The sequence below is a fragment of the Campylobacter sp. LR291e genome (assembly GCF_008633915.1).
Classification (GTDB): domain Bacteria; phylum Campylobacterota; class Campylobacteria; order Campylobacterales; family Campylobacteraceae; genus Campylobacter_D.
In genome coordinates, this window is sequence record NZ_VJNV01000032.1 from 1 (window position 1) to 19067 (window position 19067).

The following is a 19067-nucleotide window of genomic DNA, read 5'->3' on the forward strand; positions in this document are numbered from 1 at the left end:
TGCAAATCTAATTTAGATTTGCATTACAAAAATACCTTTCAAATATAATAAATTTTTATTAATCAAATTTTATTAAAATAAGAAAAAAATTTTCAAAAGGATAAATAATGCAGTTTCAAACAGAGGTAAATCAACTTCTACAACTTATGATACATTCTTTATATTCAAATAAAGAAATTTTTTTAAGAGAATTAATATCAAATGCAAGCGATGCCTTGGATAAATTAAATTTTTTATGTGTAAGCGATGATGCATATAAAAAAATGGACTTTAACCCTCGCATTGATATTAGTTTAGATAAAGATAAAAAATTACTTATAATTAGCGATAATGGTATAGGTATGGATAGGGATGATTTGATAAATCACCTTGGTACCATTGCAAAAAGTGGCACAAAAAGCTTTGTAGAAAAATTAAGTGGAGATGCAAAAAAGGACTCTCAGCTCATTGGTCAATTTGGCGTAGGTTTTTATTCTGCCTTTATGGTGGCTGATAAAATAGATGTTTTAAGCAAAAAAGCCCTTGATGAAAAGGCGTATTTATGGACTTCTGATGCAAGTGGGTACGAGATAGAAGAAAGCACAAAAGATGGGCAGGGTACTCAAATAAGTTTGCATTTAAAAGATGATGAGTTCTTAAATCAATACAGAATTGAAAGTATAATAGAAAAATATTCAAATCACATTCAATTTCCTATTTTTATGCAAAAAGAAGAATATATACCAGGAAAAGATGAAAAGGACGAGGGTAAAACAGAACAAGTCATAGCCCAGATTAACAAGGCAAGTGCTTTATGGAGAATGCAAAAATCAAGCTTAAAAACAGAAGACTATGAAAGATTTTACGAACAAAATTTTCACGATAGCAACAAGCCAACCCTTTATATACATACAAAAAGCGAGGGTAAGGTTGAGTATAATACCCTATTTTTCATACCACAAAACGCCCCATTTGACCTTTATAAGGTAGATTATCAAAGTGGCTTAAAACTTTATGTAAAACGCGTTTTTATAAGCGATGACGATAAGGAACTTTTACCTACTTATTTGCGTTTTGTACGTGGGATTGTAGACGTTGAGGACTTACCACTTAATGTTAGTCGTGAAATTTTACAAGAAAATCAAATTCTAAAAATAGTAAAGGAAGCAAGTACTAAAAAGATTTTAAACGAACTTGAAAAGATGAAAAATAATGACTTAGAAAAATATACGACTTTCTTTAAAATTTTTGGCAAAGTGCTTAAAGAAGGGCTTTATGGCTTTGGGGATAATAAAGAACTTTTATTAAAATTAATGCTTTTTAAAAGCACAAAAAGCGAGAATTTGCGTTCTCTTAGTGAGTATAAAAACGATATTAGCGAAGGACAAAAAGAAATTTTTTATATCACGGGCAATAACGAGTCCTTGTTAAAAAATTCTCCACTTCTTGAAGAATACAAACAAAAAAATATAGAAGTACTCTTACTTGATGATGAGATTGACCCTATCATAATGCCTAGTTTAAATGAATTTGAAGGGCTTAAATTTAGTTCTATTAATCAACTTGAAAGTAATGAAGAAGTAAGCGATGAGAAAAAACAAGAATTTGGCACGATTGTGGCTAAATTTAAAGAAATTTTAAAGGATGAAGTTGAGGATGTAAGGCTTACAACTAGACTTCAAGAAAGTGCTAGCTGTATTGTTTATGATAAAAATCAACCTGATTTTGCAATGCAACAAATTTTAAAGCAAATGGGGCAAGAACAAAATATAAAGCCTATCTTAGAACTTAACCCAAATCACGCAATTTACGCAGGTCTTAAAAATAATGAAGCCTTTATAAGTGATATTGCTATTTTAGTGCTCAATATGGCAAAATTAAGCGAGGGTATGGGCATTAGTGACCCTGCAAATTTTAATGATTGTCTTAGTAAAATCATTAAAAAAGCATTAAATTAAGCTTACAAACCTTGTCTAAGACAAGGTTTGTATAAAAAATTTACAAGGAATAAAAATGAGCCTTTATTTATTAATCAGTGCCCTAGCCTTTTTAGTGCTTTATTTTGGTGTGAAAAAAGTAGCATTAATAGCCGATGAACAAGAAATTGCAAGCCCCATAAAAGTTGATATCTATCCTAAATTTTGCGATTATATAGATGAAAAAATAATAGATTTAAGAACTAAAATAGAAAAAGAAGAATTAAAATTAATAAATGAAGATGATAAGGATATATTCTTAGAAAAATTAGGGGATTTAAGTAGAAAATTAACCTTTATTCAAACAATGAATTTAAGCAAGAAAAATGATAATATCTGGCAAAGTGAGTTATTTGAGTTTTTTCAAAACCTAGAAAATTTAATAAATGAATTTATACAAAATGCAGAAGAATTAAACGATAATTTAAGGCAAGAATTTGCAAATAAATTTGAAGAACTTAAAAAAGATAGCAAATATCTAAGCTTAAATTCTCCAAATTAAGATTTTAAAATTCCATTATAAATTCTTTGATTCTTTGAATACCTTGTTTAATCAACTCATCACTTGTAGCATAAGAAAGTCTAAAATATCCATCCATTCCAAAGCCTATACCAGGTACTACAGCTACCTTTTTCTTTTCTAAAAGTAAGCGACAAAACTCAACGCTATCTTTTTGAATCTTTGAAATATTTATAAACAAATAAAAGGCACCTTGAGGCTTATAAACGCTAATTTTTGGCACAGATTCTAACATTTTAAGGGCTACATTACGACGATTTTTAAATGCCTGTCTCATGTATTCAATGTCCTTATCGCACTCTCCTTTTAGTGCAGGAATGGCTGCATGTTGGACTATTGAACAAATATTTGAAGTACTTTGCCCTTGCATTTTTTTAATAGCCTTGATTAAATCCTTATTTTTACTTGCCAAATAACCAAAACGCCAACCAGGCATAGCCCCACATTTGCTAAGTCCATTTATAGTAACACTTCTTTGCAAAGCATCCTCACTAAGTGTTGCAAAGGCTTGAAATTTAACATCATCATAAACAAGCTTTTCATACATTTCATCACTTAACACGATAATATCAGTATCCTTTAAAACATTTGCTATGTTTTGCAATTCTTCCTTGCTATAAACTGAACCTACGGGGTTAGAAGGTGAGTTTAAAATTAAAATTTTAGTTTTTGGGGTAATTGCTTGTTTTAACTCACTGGCAGTAATTTTAAAGCCATTTTCTTCCTTGCCTTCAATAAAAACAGGTACACCTCCTGCAAATTTTACCATTTCAGGATAACTAACCCAATAAGGACTTGGAATTATCACTTCATCGCCATGATTAATTAAACACTCAATACACTCAAACAAAGAATGCTTAGCCCCGACATTTGTAATAATCTCGCTAGTTTCATAAGATAGTTTATTGTCCCTTTTTAGCTTATATTGCACGGCTTCAAGTACTTGAGGCATTCCACTAACTACTGTATATTTACTACAACCTTGTTCAATAGCCTTTATAGCGGCATTTTTAATGATTTGAGGTGTATCAAAATCAGGCTCACCTGCTGAAAAACTTATAATATCTTCACCCTTAGCCTTTAATTCGCTAGCAAGTGCTGTAACTGCAAGGGTTAAAGACTCGCCTAGGGCAAGAGAACGTTCGCTTAATAACATTTTGTATCCTTAATTGATTTTGACTAATAATAACAAAAATTTGTATATTAGAATATAAATTTAACAAAATTTCAATATTTTTTACAAGCAATGTTTAAATTTATACTAGTTTAAACGCATTAATTTTTCAAAATCATAAACAAATTTTTTAGCCATTAATTCATAGCCCTTTGTACTTAAGTGCACGTCTTTTAAGGAAAGCTTTTGTTCTATCCAAAAATTTTTACCTCCACTATCTTGCATAAATTTATGCATATCAAATAAAATTGCCTTTTCTTCCTTTGCTACTTCATAGTTTAATTCTCTAACTAGTTTAAAATCAGGACTTAATTCATAGGTTTTACCCTTTTTTTGAGTAGTTGTAGGAGGTGAGATTATCATAATAGTAGCGTTTTTATTGTGTTTTTTTAAAAGTTTTATAAATTTTTTAAGATTAGCCTTATATTTTACCTTATCAAAATTTCCTGATAATGCATCATTTGAACCATAGGCTAGTATGATTAAATCATTTTTAAAAAGTTTTAACTCTGAGTTTAAAATTTTTTCATTCCATTGTAGCCATAAATCACTTTTTGCCCCATTTACAGCAATGGTATCTAAGACCTTATTATTTTTATCTCTTAGTATAAAATAGCCCCCAAGTTCTGCCCTAGCTTGTAGGGCCGTAATTTGCAAGGGAAATTTTAAATCAAAGGCCTTATAAAACCATTGATTTTCTTTTTTAGCCTTAAGTTCGTAAGTTTTATTATTTGCATCCTTGATAGTAAAGGCGTTTTTATTATTTAATGCCTTAAAAACAAAGCCTACCTTATAATTTTTTGAACCTAAAAGCTCGTCTGTATCCAAAGTAATCTTAGCCCCCTTTTTTGTAGCACTTGCGATAATCCCACCCATTGCATAGTCTTTATTTTGCTGTGCAAGTACCCTAGAATTAAAAAGCTCAAAGTCTTTTGAAGTGTATTTTATATTTAAATGTTGTTGATATTTTGGTTGCATAGGAAAGGCAAAACCTACGGAATTTGGCTTAAAAAGGACATTTCTAACCACACTTGGAAAAAAATCAGCTGCCATATGAGAATCGCCAAAAACGCGTATATAAATATCTTTATTAGCCTTAAGCTTTTTTTTAATAGTTTGTAAATTAGTACTTGAGGTATAATTTTTTAAAGCACTATAATTTCTAGTTTTTGCAAGCATTTCATCTATAATGTCTGCTTTTAATATACAAGAAAAACAAAGTAAAAAAAAGAAGATTTTACTCTTCATTAACTTCCTTGTTTTTGATGTGCTTTAAAAGCAAACTAGACATTTGCCTGCCACCAGCTGGCGTAAAGTGTACACCATCATCTGTTCGCATCTTTACGCTTTTGTTATCATTATCTTTTATATAGCTTGAAAATTTATTATTAATTGCAAAGGCTTGGCGAGTGTTTATAAAAATTTCTTTATTTTTTAGTACCTCTTCTCCATAAATTCTATTTAAAACCTGCATTTTTCGTTCAAAATCATCACTTTTTACAGGAGGTACCTCAAACCAAAGCACCCTTGCCTTGTTTTTCTTTGCAATTTGTATAATCTCATCAACCCTTTCAGTATAAATTTCTAACCAATCAGGTGTATTAAAATGCCTAAATATGCCGTCCCTTTTTATATCCCAGGGGTCATTTGCCCCAAGTAAGATAACTAGATATTTTATATTTTTATTAGCTAAAAAAGCTTTTTTAGTTGCTTCTGCCCAGTTAAAATATGATTTATAGGCAAGTCCTGTATTTTGCCTACTTAAATCAGTAACATTAAAGCCTAAATTCCTTAAATCCCTACTTAAAGCTATAGATACACCTTGCATTAAAGAATCACCTATTAAAAGGAATTCCTCGCCTTCTTTTGGGTCTATTATATTTAAATCAGCAAGGTTAATTTGTTTGCTTTCTTCCTTTTTTTCTTCTTCGCTTTCTTCATCTTTTTTCTCATCAATCTTTTCAGGTACTATGCTTTTATTTAAATCACTTTCATCTAAAATAACGCTTTCATTTAAATCATCGCTAAAAAATAAGGGCTCATTGCTTAAAATTGCACGAATTTGTTCAAGTTTCATCTTAAAGGCATTTGCCTCTTTTAAGATATCATTTTGAGGATAATATGAAATATGGTATTTTTGTTCTATATAAGAGCTAATGCTTTGATTCATAACTGCTACAACAAGTATGAAAACGCTAATCATAAAAATAAAAAATCTAAGCACTTTCATATGTCAAAATCCTGCATAAATAAATTGTGGAATTCCATTTGGCATAAAGGCAAAGACTAAAAGTAATATAAAGGCTATTATAAAAGGCTTTAGCACAAAAGGAGTAAGGTCTAAAATTTTAACACAATACTTTCTAAAATTCACAAATAAAGGATAAATCATAAAAAGTACAACAAAGCTTACAAGTATATAAATATCTTTATATTCTGGTTTCATTAAAAAATTATCATAACAAGCACTAATATAAGCAAAGGCATCAAAGACATCAGCATAATAAAAGAAAATCCAAGCAAAGCATACAAAATTTACGGTTAAAAAACGACCAAGGGCTGGAATTTTACTAAGATTAACCTTTTTTTCTGCAAGTAAGTGCATTAAAGCAACGCCAACGCCATGCAAAAGCCCCCAAATAAAGAAATTTATGGTATTTCCATGCCAAATTCCAGAAAGTATAAAAGCTATAAAGATGTTTACATACATTCTAGCCTTGCCTTTTCTACTACCACCTAAGGGAATATAAATATAATCTTTTATAAAAGTGGTTAAAGAAATATGCCACCTTACCCAAAAATCCTTTAAATTCTTAGCTAAATAAGGCATATTAAAATTTGGTGGCAAGACAAAGCCAAGCATTAAAGCAAAAGCACAAACTAAATCCACATAACCACTAAAATCGCAATAAAGTTGCACAGAATAAGCATAAATAGCACTTAAAAGTTCTACAAAATTATAACTTGCAGGTGAGTTTAAAATATCTTTTGCGTAAAGTTCTAAATAATTTGCTATTAATACCTTTTTAACTATACCAAAAACAAGCAAGATAATAATTAAATTTGCGTGTTTAAATTCCCTTAATTTATATGCTTGTTCGAAAAAATAATGACTCCTTATAATAGGACCTGCTATGAGAGTTGGGAAAAAAGATAGATAGGTTGCTAAATCAATAAATTTTTCAATACGATGATACTTATAAACATTTACAAGATAGGTAATTGAATTAAAGGTATAAAAACTAATGCCTATAGGTAAAATAACATCTACACTTATAAATTCTAAGCCAAAGATATCAAGTATACTTTCAGCACTACTTCTAATACTTGGATAATATTTAAAAACACATAAATTTAAGATAACAAAGGCTAGACAAGTAGCAAAAATATGCCGTTTTCTACGCACAAAAATTAAAAGTGCAAAATAATGTATAAAAAAGGTATAAACAAATAAAATCAATGAAAAATAAGGATTTATCAGTGTATAAATTAAATAAGAAAAACATAAAATAAGTACATTTTGTATCTTATAGCTTTCTTTAAAAAACCAATAAATTGCAAAAAATGCAATCATCAATATGCTAAATTCTAATGAAAAATAAGTCACTTCAAATCCAAAAAAATCGCCCCTAAGGGCGAATGTTATTTTTTAGATAATGCTATATCTTTAATGTATTGATCGGCCAAATAAACACCATGGCTTTGATCGCCTATAAGCTTAATCTTATCAACTATGCCTCTAAAAAGGGCTTCTTCTTCGTGTTGTTCGCTAACATACCATTGTAAAAAATTAAAGGTTGAATAATCTTTATTTGCTAACATATGCTCAACTAGTGTATTTATCGATTTTGTGATAAATTGTTCGTGTGCATAAGTTTTTTCAAAAACATCAAGCAAGGATTTAAAACTTTGTTCAGGTTTTTCTACTTGACCTATTTCAACATGAGAATCTGTCTCATTTAAATAAGTAATTAGCTTTCTTGCATGCTCACTTTCTTCTTGTGCATGGTCAAATAAAAATAAACCCGCACCATCATAACTATTTTCATAGCACCAAGAACTCATACTTAAATATAAATTTGCAGCGTAAAGTTCTTTGTTAATTTGCTCACTAAGCAATTTTATAACTTCTTGTGTAAGCATTCTTTCTCCTTTAAAAGTTTGTGATTAAAATAATACAAAAAGATTTTTTAAAAAATTTTTAAAATTTGACATTTTTGATAATCTTTTTCTACTTTTACACAATAATAAAACTAAGCATTTAAAGGGTTTAATTTAGGCATTTAAAAAAAAATTTATTTAAGTATTAATTTTAATTTTTTATTAATATATTGTTGTTAAAACTTTCATTTGTTATAATTTTTCAAAAATATCATTTTTTATAAAAAATATAAAAATAACCAAGGTTAAATAATGAAAAATAAAGAATATGCTTCAATTTTCACTATTAAGGACAAAATAGCTATTAAAAAATTTTTAAGTTTTAAAAGTGAAATTTTAGAAAAAATTTTAAATGATGATTTTGATGATATTTTATTTGTTCGTAAAACCATTACACACTCTGACATTCCTTGTTTTGCAAAACAAACTAAAAGTAAATATGGTCAAAAATACAATTTACTTTATTATTTAACCAACAAAGAAGCAACTAATTTAGGTTTTAATGAGATAGTAGCATAATCTAACATAAACTTGGGTAATAAATTTTTTAACAGATTAAAATTTTAGGCAAAATTATAAAAAATATAAACTTAAAAATTAATAGTAGTTTTTTTAAAAATTCGTAGTAAAATCCACAAAGGCAATAGCCTTTGTGAAGTGTTATTTAATAAGACCGCAAGCCATTCTAGCACCGCCACCGCCAAGTGCTGCTGGGTGGTCGCTGTGATTATCTCCTCCAACATGAACCATTAAAGAAAGATTTTTAAGCTCACTGATATTTTTAATCTTTGGTGATAATACAGGATTAGTTGCTTTTCCATCCTTATCTACATAAAGTGCAGGTAAATCGCCCTTATGTCCATTATCATCCCATGTAAAAGAATGATTTGTAGTTTTTGCCGGGTCCCAATGACCTCCAGCTTTCATTCCTAAACCTTTGTCATTTGCCCCACAATCTCCATTTTCATGCACATGAAAACCATGAACGCCAGGTTCTAAACTATGTAGGTTAGGGAAGAATGCAACTCCGTATTTTGTATTAATAGCAACTACTTCGCCAACTGCTTTATTGCCATCTTTGCCAAGTAAATCCATTTTGATTACAATGTGTTCTTTTACTGATTTTGGGTCAAAAACCTCAGTATTTGCAGCCAATAAAAAGCTAGCCACGGCCATAGATGCAAGAATAATTTTTTTCATTTGTTCTCCTTTAAAATTTAAGATGCGAGTAAATTATACAATAAAAATTTATTATTTAGAAAATTTTTTTTAAAAAATAATTTTATGCTTTTAAAGAATAAAATTAAAGTTCAAAGAGTTCAGGTCTTAATTTTGGCATAAGATAAAAGGCTTTAAGCATAGCCTGTCTGCGTTTAAATTCCCTATCTCCACAAAGATTTAAAACTTCTTGTATATATGTTCCATTTTTAAACATTGCCCCTATATAAATTGTACCTGATTTAATGTCTTTGCCATTTTTGTTGTCATTTTCATCCCCTGCAACCCCACTAATAGCCAAGGCAAAATCAGGTTTTGCAGTCTTAAAAATCCCTTTTAACATATAATAAATACATTTTTCGCTATATTCTCCATCTTGTTCAAGCACCACATTGCTAACGCCTACCCATTCGTGTTTTAAGCGATTTGAATAAGTAATGATTGAACCTTCAAAAATTTCACTCACCCCATCAATCTTAGTAAGCTCACTTGCACAAAGCCCACCAGTACAACTTTCTACAAAAGAAACTTTTATTTTACGTTCTAAAAGCCTATCCACTATAAATTTAATAGGGTCACTTCCTTTAAAAAATTTCTTATCAAAAAGCTTTTGTACACTTGCTAAAAAGCCATCCATCTTGCCATATTGTAAGCTAAAGGCTTTTATGAGAGTTAAATTATCCGTTAGCATAGTGGATTTTATATCAATTTCATAGGATTTTGCTAAGGGTTCAAGTAAGATTAAAGCACTTTCTTCATCTATGCCAAGTAAGGAAAAATAAGAAAAATTTAAATTTAACTCACCAAGCAATTTTGGCAATTTAGCCTTAGTATCAGTTTTTACTAAATTTATTTTACAATCTTTAAAATCACAAACAAAGCTATTTTTATCATAAAAGGCCTTGTCAGGCACTAAGGTTTCATCCTTTAAGACAAGCACGTCCTCGCACAAGGTAGCTAGAATTTTAGCCACCACAGCATAATATTCATTTGCTACAAAAATAGTTATATAATCATATTCAAGGCTAATTTTTTCAAGTAAAAAAGGCAATTCCTTATCGCTTGAACTTTGCATTCTTATGGAATTTACTTCTTTAAATTTATCCTTATAAACTCTTAAAATATAGGCCTTATAATCTTCATTCATAATGATATTATCGCCTATAATAAAAAGCAAATGATTCATTTTTTTCCTTTTTTTGCGTGATTATATCTTAAATTAAAGCAATTTTGAGTAAAATTAGAAATTTTAAAAAAATAGGTGGAAAAAATATGGATTACAAAGATACTTTATTATTGCCAAATACAAGCTTTGAAATGCGTGCAAATTTGGCACAACTTGAACCAGAAAGATTTGAAAAATGGTTTAATAACAATTATGCTTATGAAAAAATGAAGCAAAAAAGATTAAATGCTAAAACTAGTTTTACCTTGCATGATGGCCCCCCTTATGCTAATGGGCACTTACATATAGGACATGCCTTAAATAAAATTTTAAAAGATAGCATTGTTAAAACTCATTATTTTAATGGAGAAAAAATTCGTTTCACGCCTGGCTGGGATTGTCATGGTTTGCCTATTGAACAGCAAATTGAGTTAAATTTAAAGGGTAAAAAAAGTGAGTTAAGTAAAAAAGAAATTCGCTCCTTATGTAGAAAACACGCTACAGAATTTGTCCAAATTCAAAAGGATGAGTTTAAAAAGTTAGGAATCATAGCTGATTGGAACAAGCCTTATTTAACAATGACCTTTGCCTTTGAGGCCCAAATTTATCGCACCTTATGTACCCTTGCAAAAAAGGGGCTTGTGATTGAACGTTTAAAGCCTGTTTTTTGGAGTTGGGCTGCAAAATCGGCCTTAGCAGAAGCAGAGGTGGAGTATAAGGACAAAGAAGATTATTCTTGTTTTGTAGCCTTTGATTTAGATAAAAATAGCTTAGAAAAACTTGGGGCAGAAAGGGCAAAAGCTGTTATTTGGACTACTACTCCTTGGACACTGCCTGCAAATCAAGCCATAGCCTTAAATCCTAATGAAAAATATGTTTTAACAAAGGATGGCTTTATATTTGCCCTAGCTTTGCTTAAAAATATGATAGAAAAGAACTTTACTAAGGGTGAAATACAAAAGGAATTTAAGGCAAGTTTGCTTGAAAAAAATCACGCTATAAATCCTTTAAATCAAAGAAAATCAATGTTTATTTTAGGCGAACATGTATTAATGGACGGAGGCACAGGTTTAGTGCATACTGCACCAGGTCATGGCGAAGATGATTATTATGCTAGTTTAAAATATGATATAGAGGTTATTATGCCTGTTGATGATGGGGGTTGTTTTGATGAAAGCTTAAAAACTAAAAAGCTTTTTAATGAAAATGTGGTAGATGAGTTTATAGGACTTCATGTATTTAAGGCAAATGAGAGAATTTTAGAACTTTTGGGCGAAAATTTAATACATTCATCTAAATTTACTCACTCGTATCCATTTTGTTGGAGGACACATAAACCCGTAATTTACAGGGCTACAAAGCAATGGTTTATCACAATGGACAATAAAAAATTACACAATCAAAGCCTTAGAGAATTAGCCCTAAGTGAAATTTCAAAGATTAAATTTTATCCTCAAAATGCTATAAAACGCATTAGTTCTATGATTGAAAATCGCCCTGATTGGTGTATTTCAAGGCAAAGAGATTGGGGTACGCCTATAGCCTTTTTTAGAGATAAAAATACTAAAGAAGTTATTTTGGATGATGAGATTTTAGACTTTATAGCTAGTATTTTTGAAAAATACGGAGCTGATGCTTGGTGGGAATTTGATATTAAAGATTTACTGCCTGCAAATTCAAAATATAAGGCAGAAAATTTAGAAAAGGTATATGATATCTTAGATGTTTGGTTTGATAGTGGAAGTACTTTTAAGGCCGTTTTGCAAAGTGGGGAATATGATGCAGGTGAAAGTATGGCAAATATGTACTTAGAAGGAAGTGACCAGCACAGAGGTTGGTTTCAAAGCTCACTTTTAGTTTCTTGTGGAAGTGATGAAAAAGCCCCTTATAAAAGCATTTTAACCCATGGTTTTACCACTGATGAAAAAAGTCAAAAGATGAGTAAAAGCCTTGGAAATGTTATAGCCCCTGAATTTGTAGCAAAGCATTATGGTATCGAAATTTTAAGATTATGGGTATTTTTGAGTGATTATTCTAGTGATTTAAAAATGTCTGAAAATATACTTAAACAAGTTGGTGAACAATATAGAAAAATCCGAAACACAATTCGCTTTTTACTAGCAAATACAAATGACTTACAAAGCTTAGAAGTAAGCGAGTTTTCTTTCCTTGATAAGTGGATTTTAACCAAGGCTACAAGGGTATTTAAAGAAAGCAAGGAGTTATTTTTAAGCTATGAATTTGCAAAGGCCTTTAATTTGCTTTTAAATTTTTTAAGTGCTGATTTAAGTGGAATTTATCTTGATATTTGCAAAGATAGGCTTTATTGTAATGCCAAAAATGACAAAAAAAGAACGAGTGCCCAAGTTGCTATGGCTTTGATTGCAAGAGAACTTTTAAATTTATTAGCCCCTTATTTAACTTATAGCGTTGATGAGGCCTTAGAACATGCAAATTCTTTGATAAAAAAAGATGCAGTGGATGTTTTTGATTTAAGCTTAAAAGAAAAATTTAATTATGATTTTGGTATTGATGATGAAAATTTACTTTTAATAAGGGAAAAATTCTTTGAACAAATAGATATTTTAAAGAAAAATAAAGTTATAAAATCTACCCTAGAACTTCATTTTCAGATAACTTCTAGTCAAATTTTAGCATTGCCAAGGGATGAGTTGGCTGATTTTTTCTTAGTGAGTTTGATTGAAAAATTTGATGATAATCAAGCATTAGCTGAATTTGAATTTAAAAATGAGAAATTTAAAATTGTTAAGGCGAAATTACATAAATGCCCAAGGTGTTGGAAATTAAATAGCATAAATGAAAACGAACCTTGCCAAAGATGCCAAGAAGTACTAAGGAATAAATAATGTTTTCAAATCCTATTCCTCAATCCATAGTACTAAGTACTATTATAGTGGTATTTTCCCTTAGTGCAGTGGCAGTTTTTTTTATTAAATTAAAAAAGGATAAAAAATGATTACCTTAAAAGAAGCTTTATCATACTCACAAAACGAACTTGAGGCCTTAAAAAAAGAATTAAATGAAAAAGCTAAAAAAGAAAGAAAAATAGGGGCTTACATAGAACAATTTTTAAACACTGATTTAAGCCAGGTGGAAGAAAGTGGAATTCCTATTGCCATTAAAGACAATATCAGCGTTAAGGGTTGGGACTTAACTTGTGCAAGTAAGATTTTGCAAGGCTATAAGGCCCCCTTTGATGCAACTGCTATTAAAAATTTAAAGAAAAATGGCTTTGTGCCTTTTGGACGTTGTAATATGGATGAATTTGCTATGGGAAATTCCACTGCTACTTCATTTTATGGAAAAACTCTAAATCCTTTAAATTTAGACCATGTACCAGGTGGAAGTAGTGGAGGAAGTGCAGCGGCTGTTGTTGCTAATTTAGCTTTGGCAAGTTTAGGAAGTGATACAGGTGGTTCGGTTCGCCAGCCTGCAGCATTTTGTGGTTGCGTAGGCTTTAAACCAAGTTATGGTAGGGTTAGTAGATACGGCCTTGCCTCGTATTCTTCAAGCCTTGACCAAATAGGTGTTTTAACTAAGAATGTAGAAGATGTCGCCATTTTATACGATGCAATCGCAGGGCATGATGAACTAGATAGTACTAGTGCAAATATTGCCTTTGAAAAAACAGCCCCAAAGTTAAATTCAAAGGTAAAATTAAGAATCGGCGTTATTGAAAATTATGTAAACGGGGCTGATGAAGAGGTAAAAAATGCCTTGTTAAAAAGTATTGATATGATGAGAGCAAATGGGCATGAGATAGTGTATAAGCATTTGCTTGATAGTAAATTTGACATTGCTGCTTATTATATAATAGCAACAGCAGAAGCTAGTGCTAATTTAAGTAGGTATGATGGGGTAAGATATGGAAGAAGGGCAGATTGTGAAAATTTAAAGGATTTATATATAAATTCTAGGAGCCAGGGTTTTGGTGAAGAGGTTAAAAGAAGAATTTTACTAGGGACCTTTGTGTTAAGTAGTGGTTATTATGATGCTTATTATATAAAAGCCCAAAAGGCAAGGGCGTTTATAAAGGCAAAATATGAAGAAATTTTACAAGATTGTGATTTAATCTTTATGCCCGTAGCCCCTACAACTGCTTTTAAATTTGAAAGTACAAAATCACCTATGCAAACTTATTTAGAAGATATTTATACTATTTCGCTAAATTTAGCTGGACTTGGTGGAATTTCTATACCCGTTGGTAAGGATAAGGATGGCTTAAATATTTCAGCCCAACTTATTTGCAAGGCTTATGATGAACAAACTTTATTAAATGGTGCTTTAAGTCTTGAAAATATCATAAAAGAAAGGTGACAAATGAAGATTGTAAAACGGGCTTTGACCTTTGAGGATGTACTTTTACTTCCTGCTTATTCAGAGGTCTTACCAAAAGAAGTTAGCATTAATACAAAACTCACAAAAAATATAAATCTTAATATGCCTATAATCTCTGCTGCTATGGATACGGTAACTGAGCATAGAACAGCTATTATGATGGCAAGGCTTGGTGGACTTGGGGTAATCCATAAAAATATGGATATAAGCTCACAAGCAAGAGAGATTAAAAGGGTTAAAAAAAGTGAGAGTGGGGTTATAATGGACCCTATTTTTATAGGACCAAAGGCCAGTGTTAAAGATGCCTTAGAATTAATGGCTGAGTATAGAATTTCAGGCGTTCCTGTTGTAGATAATGATAAAAAACTTATAGGAATTTTAACAAATAGGGATTTGCGTTTTGAAAATGACTATACAAGCTTTGTTGAAAATGTTATGAGCAAAATGCCTTTAATTACTGCCTTGCAAGGTTGTACCCTAGATGATGCAGAAAAAATTTTTTCAAAACATAAGATTGAAAAATTACCTATAGTTGATAATAATGGCTATTTAGAAGGGCTTATAACTATAAAGGATTTAAAGAAAAAAAAGGAATATCCAAACGCAAATAAGGATGATTTTGGTCGTTTAAGAGTTGGGGCTGCTATTGGCGTTGGGCAAATGGATAGGGTTGATGCCTTGGTTGAAGTTGGCGTCGATATTGTCGTTTTAGATAGTGCCCATGGGCATTCAAAGGGCATTATTGATACCATAAAGGCTATTAAAAATAAATATCCAAAATTAGAAGTGATAGCTGGTAATATAGCTACTGCTAGTGCAGCTAAGGCCTTGTGCGATGTGGGCGTTGATGGCATAAAGGTAGGCATTGGACCTGGTAGCATTTGTACTACTCGCATTGTTTCAGGCGTTGGGGTGCCTCAAATTTCAGCCATTGATGAATGTGCGAGGGAGGCTAAAAAATATGAAGTACCTGTGATTGCCGATGGGGGTATTAAGTATTCTGGTGATATAGCTAAAGCACTTGCAGCAGGGGCTCATTCTGTTATGATAGGTTCGCTTTTAGCTGGTACTGATGAAAGCCCTGGAGAACTTTTTACTTATCAAGGAAGACAATATAAAAGCTATAGGGGAATGGGTAGCCTTGGGGCAATGCAAAAAGGAAGTAGCGATAGGTATTTTCAAGAAGGAACTGCACAAGATAAATTAGTACCCGAAGGCATTGAAGGGCGAGTTCCTTACATAGGGGCTATTAGGGATGTTATACATCAATTAATTGGTGGACTCCGCTCATCTATGGGTTATGTTGGGGCTAAGAGTATTGAAATTTTTCAAGAAAAGGCTGAATTTGTTGAGATTACTAGTGCCGGGCTTAAAGAAAGTCATGTACATGACGTTACTATAACTCACGAGGCTCCAAATTATAAGGTTCATCAATGAAATATGAAGAATGTATAAAAAAAGCAAATGAAGTGCTTGAAAAATTAAATCAAAATAATGAAGAACTAAGCCTTGATGAGTGTGTTAAAATTTACAAAGAAGGCTTAAAAAGCATAAAAACAGCAAGAGAAATTTTGCAAAATGCTAAATTAGAAGTGGAAAATATAGATGAATAAAATAGCAGCCTTGCAGTTTCCTACCTTAGCAATGAGTGAATCAAGGCTTGATTATTATTTAAAGGCATCAAAGGATAGTGGGGCAAATTTAGTAGTACTTGGCGAATATGTGATAAATAGCTTTTTTACTGAGTTATTAACCATGCCAAAATCCATGATATTAAAGCAAAGTCAAAGTAAAAAGGAAAGTTTAATAAGGCTTTCTAAAAAATATGAATTAGATATAATAGCTCCCTTTGTAAGTGTGGAAAGTAAAGGTTTTAAAAAGCTTTGTTTAAAGGTTTCGCCGACTATGATTAAAAGTTATGAACAACAAATTTTAATGCCTTATACTCACTGGAATGAAAGGAAATTTTTTAATAATAAAGTAAAAAATATTAAAATTTTTAGCTTTACTCATGGCAATCTTAAATGTGCCTTACTTTTTGGTTTTGAAGCACATTTTGATATATTTTGGCAAGAGATTATGGCTAAAAAAATTGATATTGTTATAATGCCTACAGCTTGTGCATTTGAAAGTAAGGATAGGTGGGAGTCTTTATTGAAAACTCGTGCTTTTTTAAATTCAGTTAATATTTTAAGGGTTAATAGGATAGGTTCTTTAAAGCAAGGCGAAGAATGGAATTTTTATGGTGATAGCTTGTTTATAAATGCCTTTGGAGAGATTGAAGATAGGCTTGGGAGTGATGAAGAAATGCTTATAATAAATCCTAAAAAAGCTAACGAGACTAGGAATTTATGGGGATTTGATAAAATTCTTAAAGAACAACAAAGCTAAATTTCAAGGCTTGAAATTTAGCTTAATTTTGCTTTTAAAAGCTCATTTACCTTTGCAGGATTAAAAGCCCCTTTTCCTTCTTTCATAACTTGACCTACAAAAAAGCCAAAAAGCTTGTCTTTACCACTTTTAAACTCATTTACTTTATCAGCATTTTTGCTTAAAATTTCATCTATAATTTTTTCTATAGCCCCGTCATCACTAACTTGTTTTAAGCCTAGTTTTTCAATGGCTAAATCCACGCTAGCATCGGTATTTTTAAAGATAAAGGCTAAGACCTCTTTTCCTGCCTTGCCTGAAATTGTTCCATCTTCAATTCTAGCTATTAAAGCTCCTAATTTATCAGCATTTACAGGGGATTTTTCTATGCTAAGTTCTCCCTTTAAAAGCCCCATTAATTCAGTATTTAACCAGGTAACACAAAGCTTAGGATTTAATTTTTTATCTATTAATTTTTCAAAAAATCTACTCATTTCAAGGCTATTTATAAGCAAACTAGCATCGCTATCTTTAATGTTAAATTCCCTTATATATCTAGCCTTTTTTTCATCGGGCAGTTCTGGTATTTTAATATTTAAAAACTCATCCTTTAATAAAACAGGCAATAAATCAGGGTCTGGAAAATACCTATACTCAGCACTATCTTCCTTACCACGCATACTTCTTGTAACTAGCTTTGTAGTATCAAAAAGGCGAGTTTCTTGTACGATTTCACTTTCATAAGTCCCATCCTCCCAAGCACTTGATTGCCTTTTTACCTCATAATCAATGGCCTTTTGTATAAAGCGAAAGGAATTTAAATTTTTAATCTCAACCCTTGTATAAAGCTTAGTATCGCCCTTTGGACGAATGCTAACATTTGCATCGCAACGAAAACTCCCTTCTTGCATATTTGCATCAGAAATATCTAAAAAACGAATAATAGCATGTAGTTTTTTAAGGTAAGCTACTGCCTCGTCGCTACTTCTTAAATCAGGTTCGCTAACAATTTCAAGCAAGGGCGTTCCACTACGATTTAAATCTACCTTTGAATGATTGCCCTCGTGTATGTTTTTGCCGGCATCTTCTTCTAAATGTGCCCTTGTAATGCCTATACGTTTAGACTTTTCATCTAAATTAATAAAAAGTTCCCCATTTTCTACTATAGGAATGTCAAATTGTGAAATTTGATAGGCCTTTGGCAGGTCTGGATAAAAATAATTTTTGCGATTAAAAATGCTTTTTTTATTAATAGTAGCATTTATAGCTTTTCCAAAGGCAACTGCTTTTTTTACAGCCTCTTCGTTTAAAACAGGCAAGGCACCAGGCAATGCAAGGCAGGTAGGACATACATTGGTATTTGGTGCTTCTCCAAAAGAGATTGCACAAGCACAAAAAATTTTTGTTTTTGTATTTAATTGGGCGTGAACTTCAAGCCCTATAACCACTTCAAACATTTATTTTCCTTGAAAAATTTTTAATCCCTATTATATAAAATAAGTCTTTTAAGGATTTTAAATTTTAATCAAATTTAGTTATAATTTTTTCAATTTTTTTAACAAAGGAGAAAAAATGCCTCTACTTGATAGTTTTAAAGTAGACCATACTAAAATGAAAGCACCAGCCGTGCGACTTGCCAAAACAATGCTTACTCCTAAGGGTGATAATATTAGCGTTTTTGACCTTCGTTTTTGTTTGCCAAATAAAGAAATAATGAGTGAAAAAGGCACTCATACACTTGAACACCTTTTTGCTGGTTTTATGAGAGAACATTTAAATAATGACTTAGTTGAGATTATAGATATATCTCCTATGGGTTGTAGAACGGGTTTTTATATGAGTTTAATTGGAACTCCTAATGAAGAGATAGTTGCACGTTCATGGGAAGCTTCTATGCAAGATATTTTAAATGTAAAAAGCGAAGCTGATATACCTGAACTTAATATTTATCAATGTGGTACTTGTAAAATGCATTCTTTAAAAGAGGCTCAAGAAATAGCTAAGAGTGTTTTAAATTTAGGCGTTAGCGTTATGAATAATGAGGATATAAAACTTAAAAATTTATAAATTTGAGCAAATTTTCAGTTTCATTTAATAGATTTTTATTTATAATTTTTTCAAAAATTTCTTAACTTTGAAGGAGAA

Annotated in this window: 17 protein-coding genes; 9 read left to right on the plus strand and 8 right to left on the minus strand. The window is 31.0% G+C overall.

All coding sequences use genetic code 11. The annotated features are described in order from the left end of the window. Positions 1-107: 107 nt before the first annotated feature. Both htpG and FMM58_RS06800 read left to right on the plus strand, forming a co-directional pair. On the plus strand, positions 108-1937 hold the full coding sequence (gene htpG / locus FMM58_RS06795; protein WP_150141478.1) for a molecular chaperone HtpG: 1830 nt from the start codon (positions 108-110) through the stop codon (positions 1935-1937). Positions 1938-1992: 55 nt separating this feature from the next. After that, a complete protein-coding gene (locus FMM58_RS06800; protein WP_150141480.1) occupies positions 1993-2457 on the plus strand; it encodes a hypothetical protein in 465 nt (154 codons plus the stop codon). Positions 2458-2461: 4 nt separating this feature from the next. Here the strand turns inward: FMM58_RS06800 and FMM58_RS06805 are convergent, their stop codons facing one another. The 5 genes from FMM58_RS06805 to FMM58_RS06825 form a co-directional block, all read right to left on the minus strand. Continuing rightward, positions 2462-3631, minus strand: a complete 1170-nt coding sequence (locus tag FMM58_RS06805; RefSeq protein WP_150180528.1) for a pyridoxal phosphate-dependent aminotransferase — start codon at positions 3629-3631, stop codon at positions 2462-2464. Positions 3632-3736: 105 nt separating this feature from the next. Next, entirely contained in the window at positions 3737-4897 is a 1161-nt protein-coding gene (locus tag FMM58_RS06810; RefSeq protein ID WP_150141484.1) for a GDSL-type esterase/lipase family protein, read from the minus strand. Further along, positions 4887-5879, minus strand: a complete 993-nt coding sequence (locus tag FMM58_RS06815) for a GDSL-type esterase/lipase family protein (RefSeq protein ID WP_150141486.1) — start codon at positions 5877-5879, stop codon at positions 4887-4889. Before FMM58_RS06815 ends, FMM58_RS06810 begins: the two co-directional genes overlap by 11 nt. A 3-nt stretch (positions 5880-5882) precedes the next feature. Then, positions 5883-7256, minus strand: coding sequence for an MBOAT family O-acyltransferase (locus FMM58_RS06820; RefSeq protein WP_150141488.1), 1374 nt, complete (start codon positions 7254-7256; stop codon positions 5883-5885). Positions 7257-7291: 35 nt separating this feature from the next. Further along, a complete protein-coding gene (locus FMM58_RS06825; RefSeq protein WP_150141490.1) occupies positions 7292-7792 on the minus strand; it encodes a ferritin in 501 nt (166 codons plus the stop codon). A gap of 270 nt (positions 7793-8062) precedes the next feature. On the opposite strand from FMM58_RS06825, the gene FMM58_RS06830 reads away from it, so the two are divergent. Further along, positions 8063-8329, plus strand: a complete 267-nt coding sequence (locus tag FMM58_RS06830; RefSeq protein WP_150141492.1) for a hypothetical protein — start codon at positions 8063-8065, stop codon at positions 8327-8329. Between the two features lie 141 nt (positions 8330-8470). On the opposite strand, the gene FMM58_RS06835 is transcribed toward FMM58_RS06830, so the two are convergent. Both FMM58_RS06835 and FMM58_RS06840 read right to left on the minus strand, forming a co-directional pair. Beyond that, on the minus strand, positions 8471-9010 hold the full coding sequence (locus tag FMM58_RS06835; protein ID WP_150141493.1) for a superoxide dismutase family protein: 540 nt from the start codon (positions 9008-9010) through the stop codon (positions 8471-8473). A gap of 103 nt (positions 9011-9113) precedes the next feature. Beyond that, complete coding sequence (locus tag FMM58_RS06840) at positions 9114-10214, minus strand: CinA family protein (RefSeq protein WP_150180529.1); 1101 nt, start codon at positions 10212-10214, stop codon at positions 9114-9116. A gap of 86 nt (positions 10215-10300) precedes the next feature. On the opposite strand from FMM58_RS06840, the gene ileS reads away from it, so the two are divergent. The 5 genes from ileS to FMM58_RS06865 all read left to right on the plus strand — a co-directional run bounded on the left by ileS (position 10301) and on the right by FMM58_RS06865 (position 16943). Next, on the plus strand, positions 10301-13060 hold the full coding sequence (ileS, locus tag FMM58_RS06845; RefSeq protein ID WP_150180542.1) for an isoleucine--tRNA ligase: 2760 nt from the start codon (positions 10301-10303) through the stop codon (positions 13058-13060). Positions 13061-13166: 106 nt separating this feature from the next. Then, on the plus strand, positions 13167-14531 hold the full coding sequence (gene gatA / locus FMM58_RS06850) for an Asp-tRNA(Asn)/Glu-tRNA(Gln) amidotransferase subunit GatA (protein WP_150141497.1): 1365 nt from the start codon (positions 13167-13169) through the stop codon (positions 14529-14531). Positions 14532-14534: 3 nt separating this feature from the next. Next, positions 14535-15989, plus strand: coding sequence for an IMP dehydrogenase (gene guaB / locus FMM58_RS06855; protein ID WP_150141499.1), 1455 nt, complete (start codon positions 14535-14537; stop codon positions 15987-15989). Then, on the plus strand, positions 15986-16165 hold the full coding sequence (gene xseB / locus FMM58_RS06860) for an exodeoxyribonuclease VII small subunit (protein ID WP_150141501.1): 180 nt from the start codon (positions 15986-15988) through the stop codon (positions 16163-16165). Before guaB ends, xseB begins: the two co-directional genes overlap by 4 nt. Continuing rightward, positions 16158-16943, plus strand: a complete 786-nt coding sequence (locus tag FMM58_RS06865; protein WP_150141503.1) for a carbon-nitrogen hydrolase family protein — start codon at positions 16158-16160, stop codon at positions 16941-16943. The genes xseB and FMM58_RS06865 overlap by 8 nt, the downstream gene beginning before the upstream one ends. A gap of 17 nt (positions 16944-16960) precedes the next feature. Here the strand turns inward: FMM58_RS06865 and gatB are convergent, their stop codons facing one another. Next, positions 16961-18379, minus strand: a complete 1419-nt coding sequence (gene gatB / locus FMM58_RS06870) for an Asp-tRNA(Asn)/Glu-tRNA(Gln) amidotransferase subunit GatB (RefSeq protein WP_150141505.1) — start codon at positions 18377-18379, stop codon at positions 16961-16963. A 115-nt stretch (positions 18380-18494) separates the two neighbouring features. On the opposite strand from gatB, the gene luxS reads away from it, so the two are divergent. After that, positions 18495-18989: an S-ribosylhomocysteine lyase gene (gene luxS / locus FMM58_RS06875; RefSeq protein WP_150141507.1), complete on the plus strand. Its 495-nt coding sequence runs from the start codon at positions 18495-18497 to the stop codon at positions 18987-18989. Positions 18990-19067 lie beyond the last annotated feature (78 nt).

Coding starts and splice junctions, on each gene's coding strand:
- guaB (WP_150141499.1), top strand. CDS start 14,535: ATGAAGATTGTAAAACGGGCTTTGACCTTTGAGGATGTACTTTTACTT.
- gatB (WP_150141505.1), bottom strand. CDS start 18,379: ATGTTTGAAGTGGTTATAGGGCTTGAAGTTCACGCCCAATTAAATACA.
- FMM58_RS06810 (WP_150141484.1), bottom strand. CDS start 4,897: ATGAAGAGTAAAATCTTCTTTTTTTTACTTTGTTTTTCTTGTATATTA.
- FMM58_RS06800 (WP_150141480.1), top strand. CDS start 1,993: ATGAGCCTTTATTTATTAATCAGTGCCCTAGCCTTTTTAGTGCTTTAT.
- FMM58_RS06825 (WP_150141490.1), bottom strand. CDS start 7,792: ATGCTTACACAAGAAGTTATAAAATTGCTTAGTGAGCAAATTAACAAA.
- xseB (WP_150141501.1), top strand. CDS start 15,986: ATGAAATATGAAGAATGTATAAAAAAAGCAAATGAAGTGCTTGAAAAA.
- FMM58_RS06840 (WP_150180529.1), bottom strand. CDS start 10,214: ATGAATCATTTGCTTTTTATTATAGGCGATAATATCATTATGAATGAA.
- FMM58_RS06805 (WP_150180528.1), bottom strand. CDS start 3,631: ATGTTATTAAGCGAACGTTCTCTTGCCCTAGGCGAGTCTTTAACCCTT.
- ileS (WP_150180542.1), top strand. CDS start 10,301: ATGGATTACAAAGATACTTTATTATTGCCAAATACAAGCTTTGAAATG.
- FMM58_RS06830 (WP_150141492.1), top strand. CDS start 8,063: ATGAAAAATAAAGAATATGCTTCAATTTTCACTATTAAGGACAAAATA.
- luxS (WP_150141507.1), top strand. CDS start 18,495: ATGCCTCTACTTGATAGTTTTAAAGTAGACCATACTAAAATGAAAGCA.
- gatA (WP_150141497.1), top strand. CDS start 13,167: ATGATTACCTTAAAAGAAGCTTTATCATACTCACAAAACGAACTTGAG.
- FMM58_RS06815 (WP_150141486.1), bottom strand. CDS start 5,879: ATGAAAGTGCTTAGATTTTTTATTTTTATGATTAGCGTTTTCATACTT.
- FMM58_RS06835 (WP_150141493.1), bottom strand. CDS start 9,010: ATGAAAAAAATTATTCTTGCATCTATGGCCGTGGCTAGCTTTTTATTG.
- htpG (WP_150141478.1), top strand. CDS start 108: ATGCAGTTTCAAACAGAGGTAAATCAACTTCTACAACTTATGATACAT.
- FMM58_RS06865 (WP_150141503.1), top strand. CDS start 16,158: ATGAATAAAATAGCAGCCTTGCAGTTTCCTACCTTAGCAATGAGTGAA.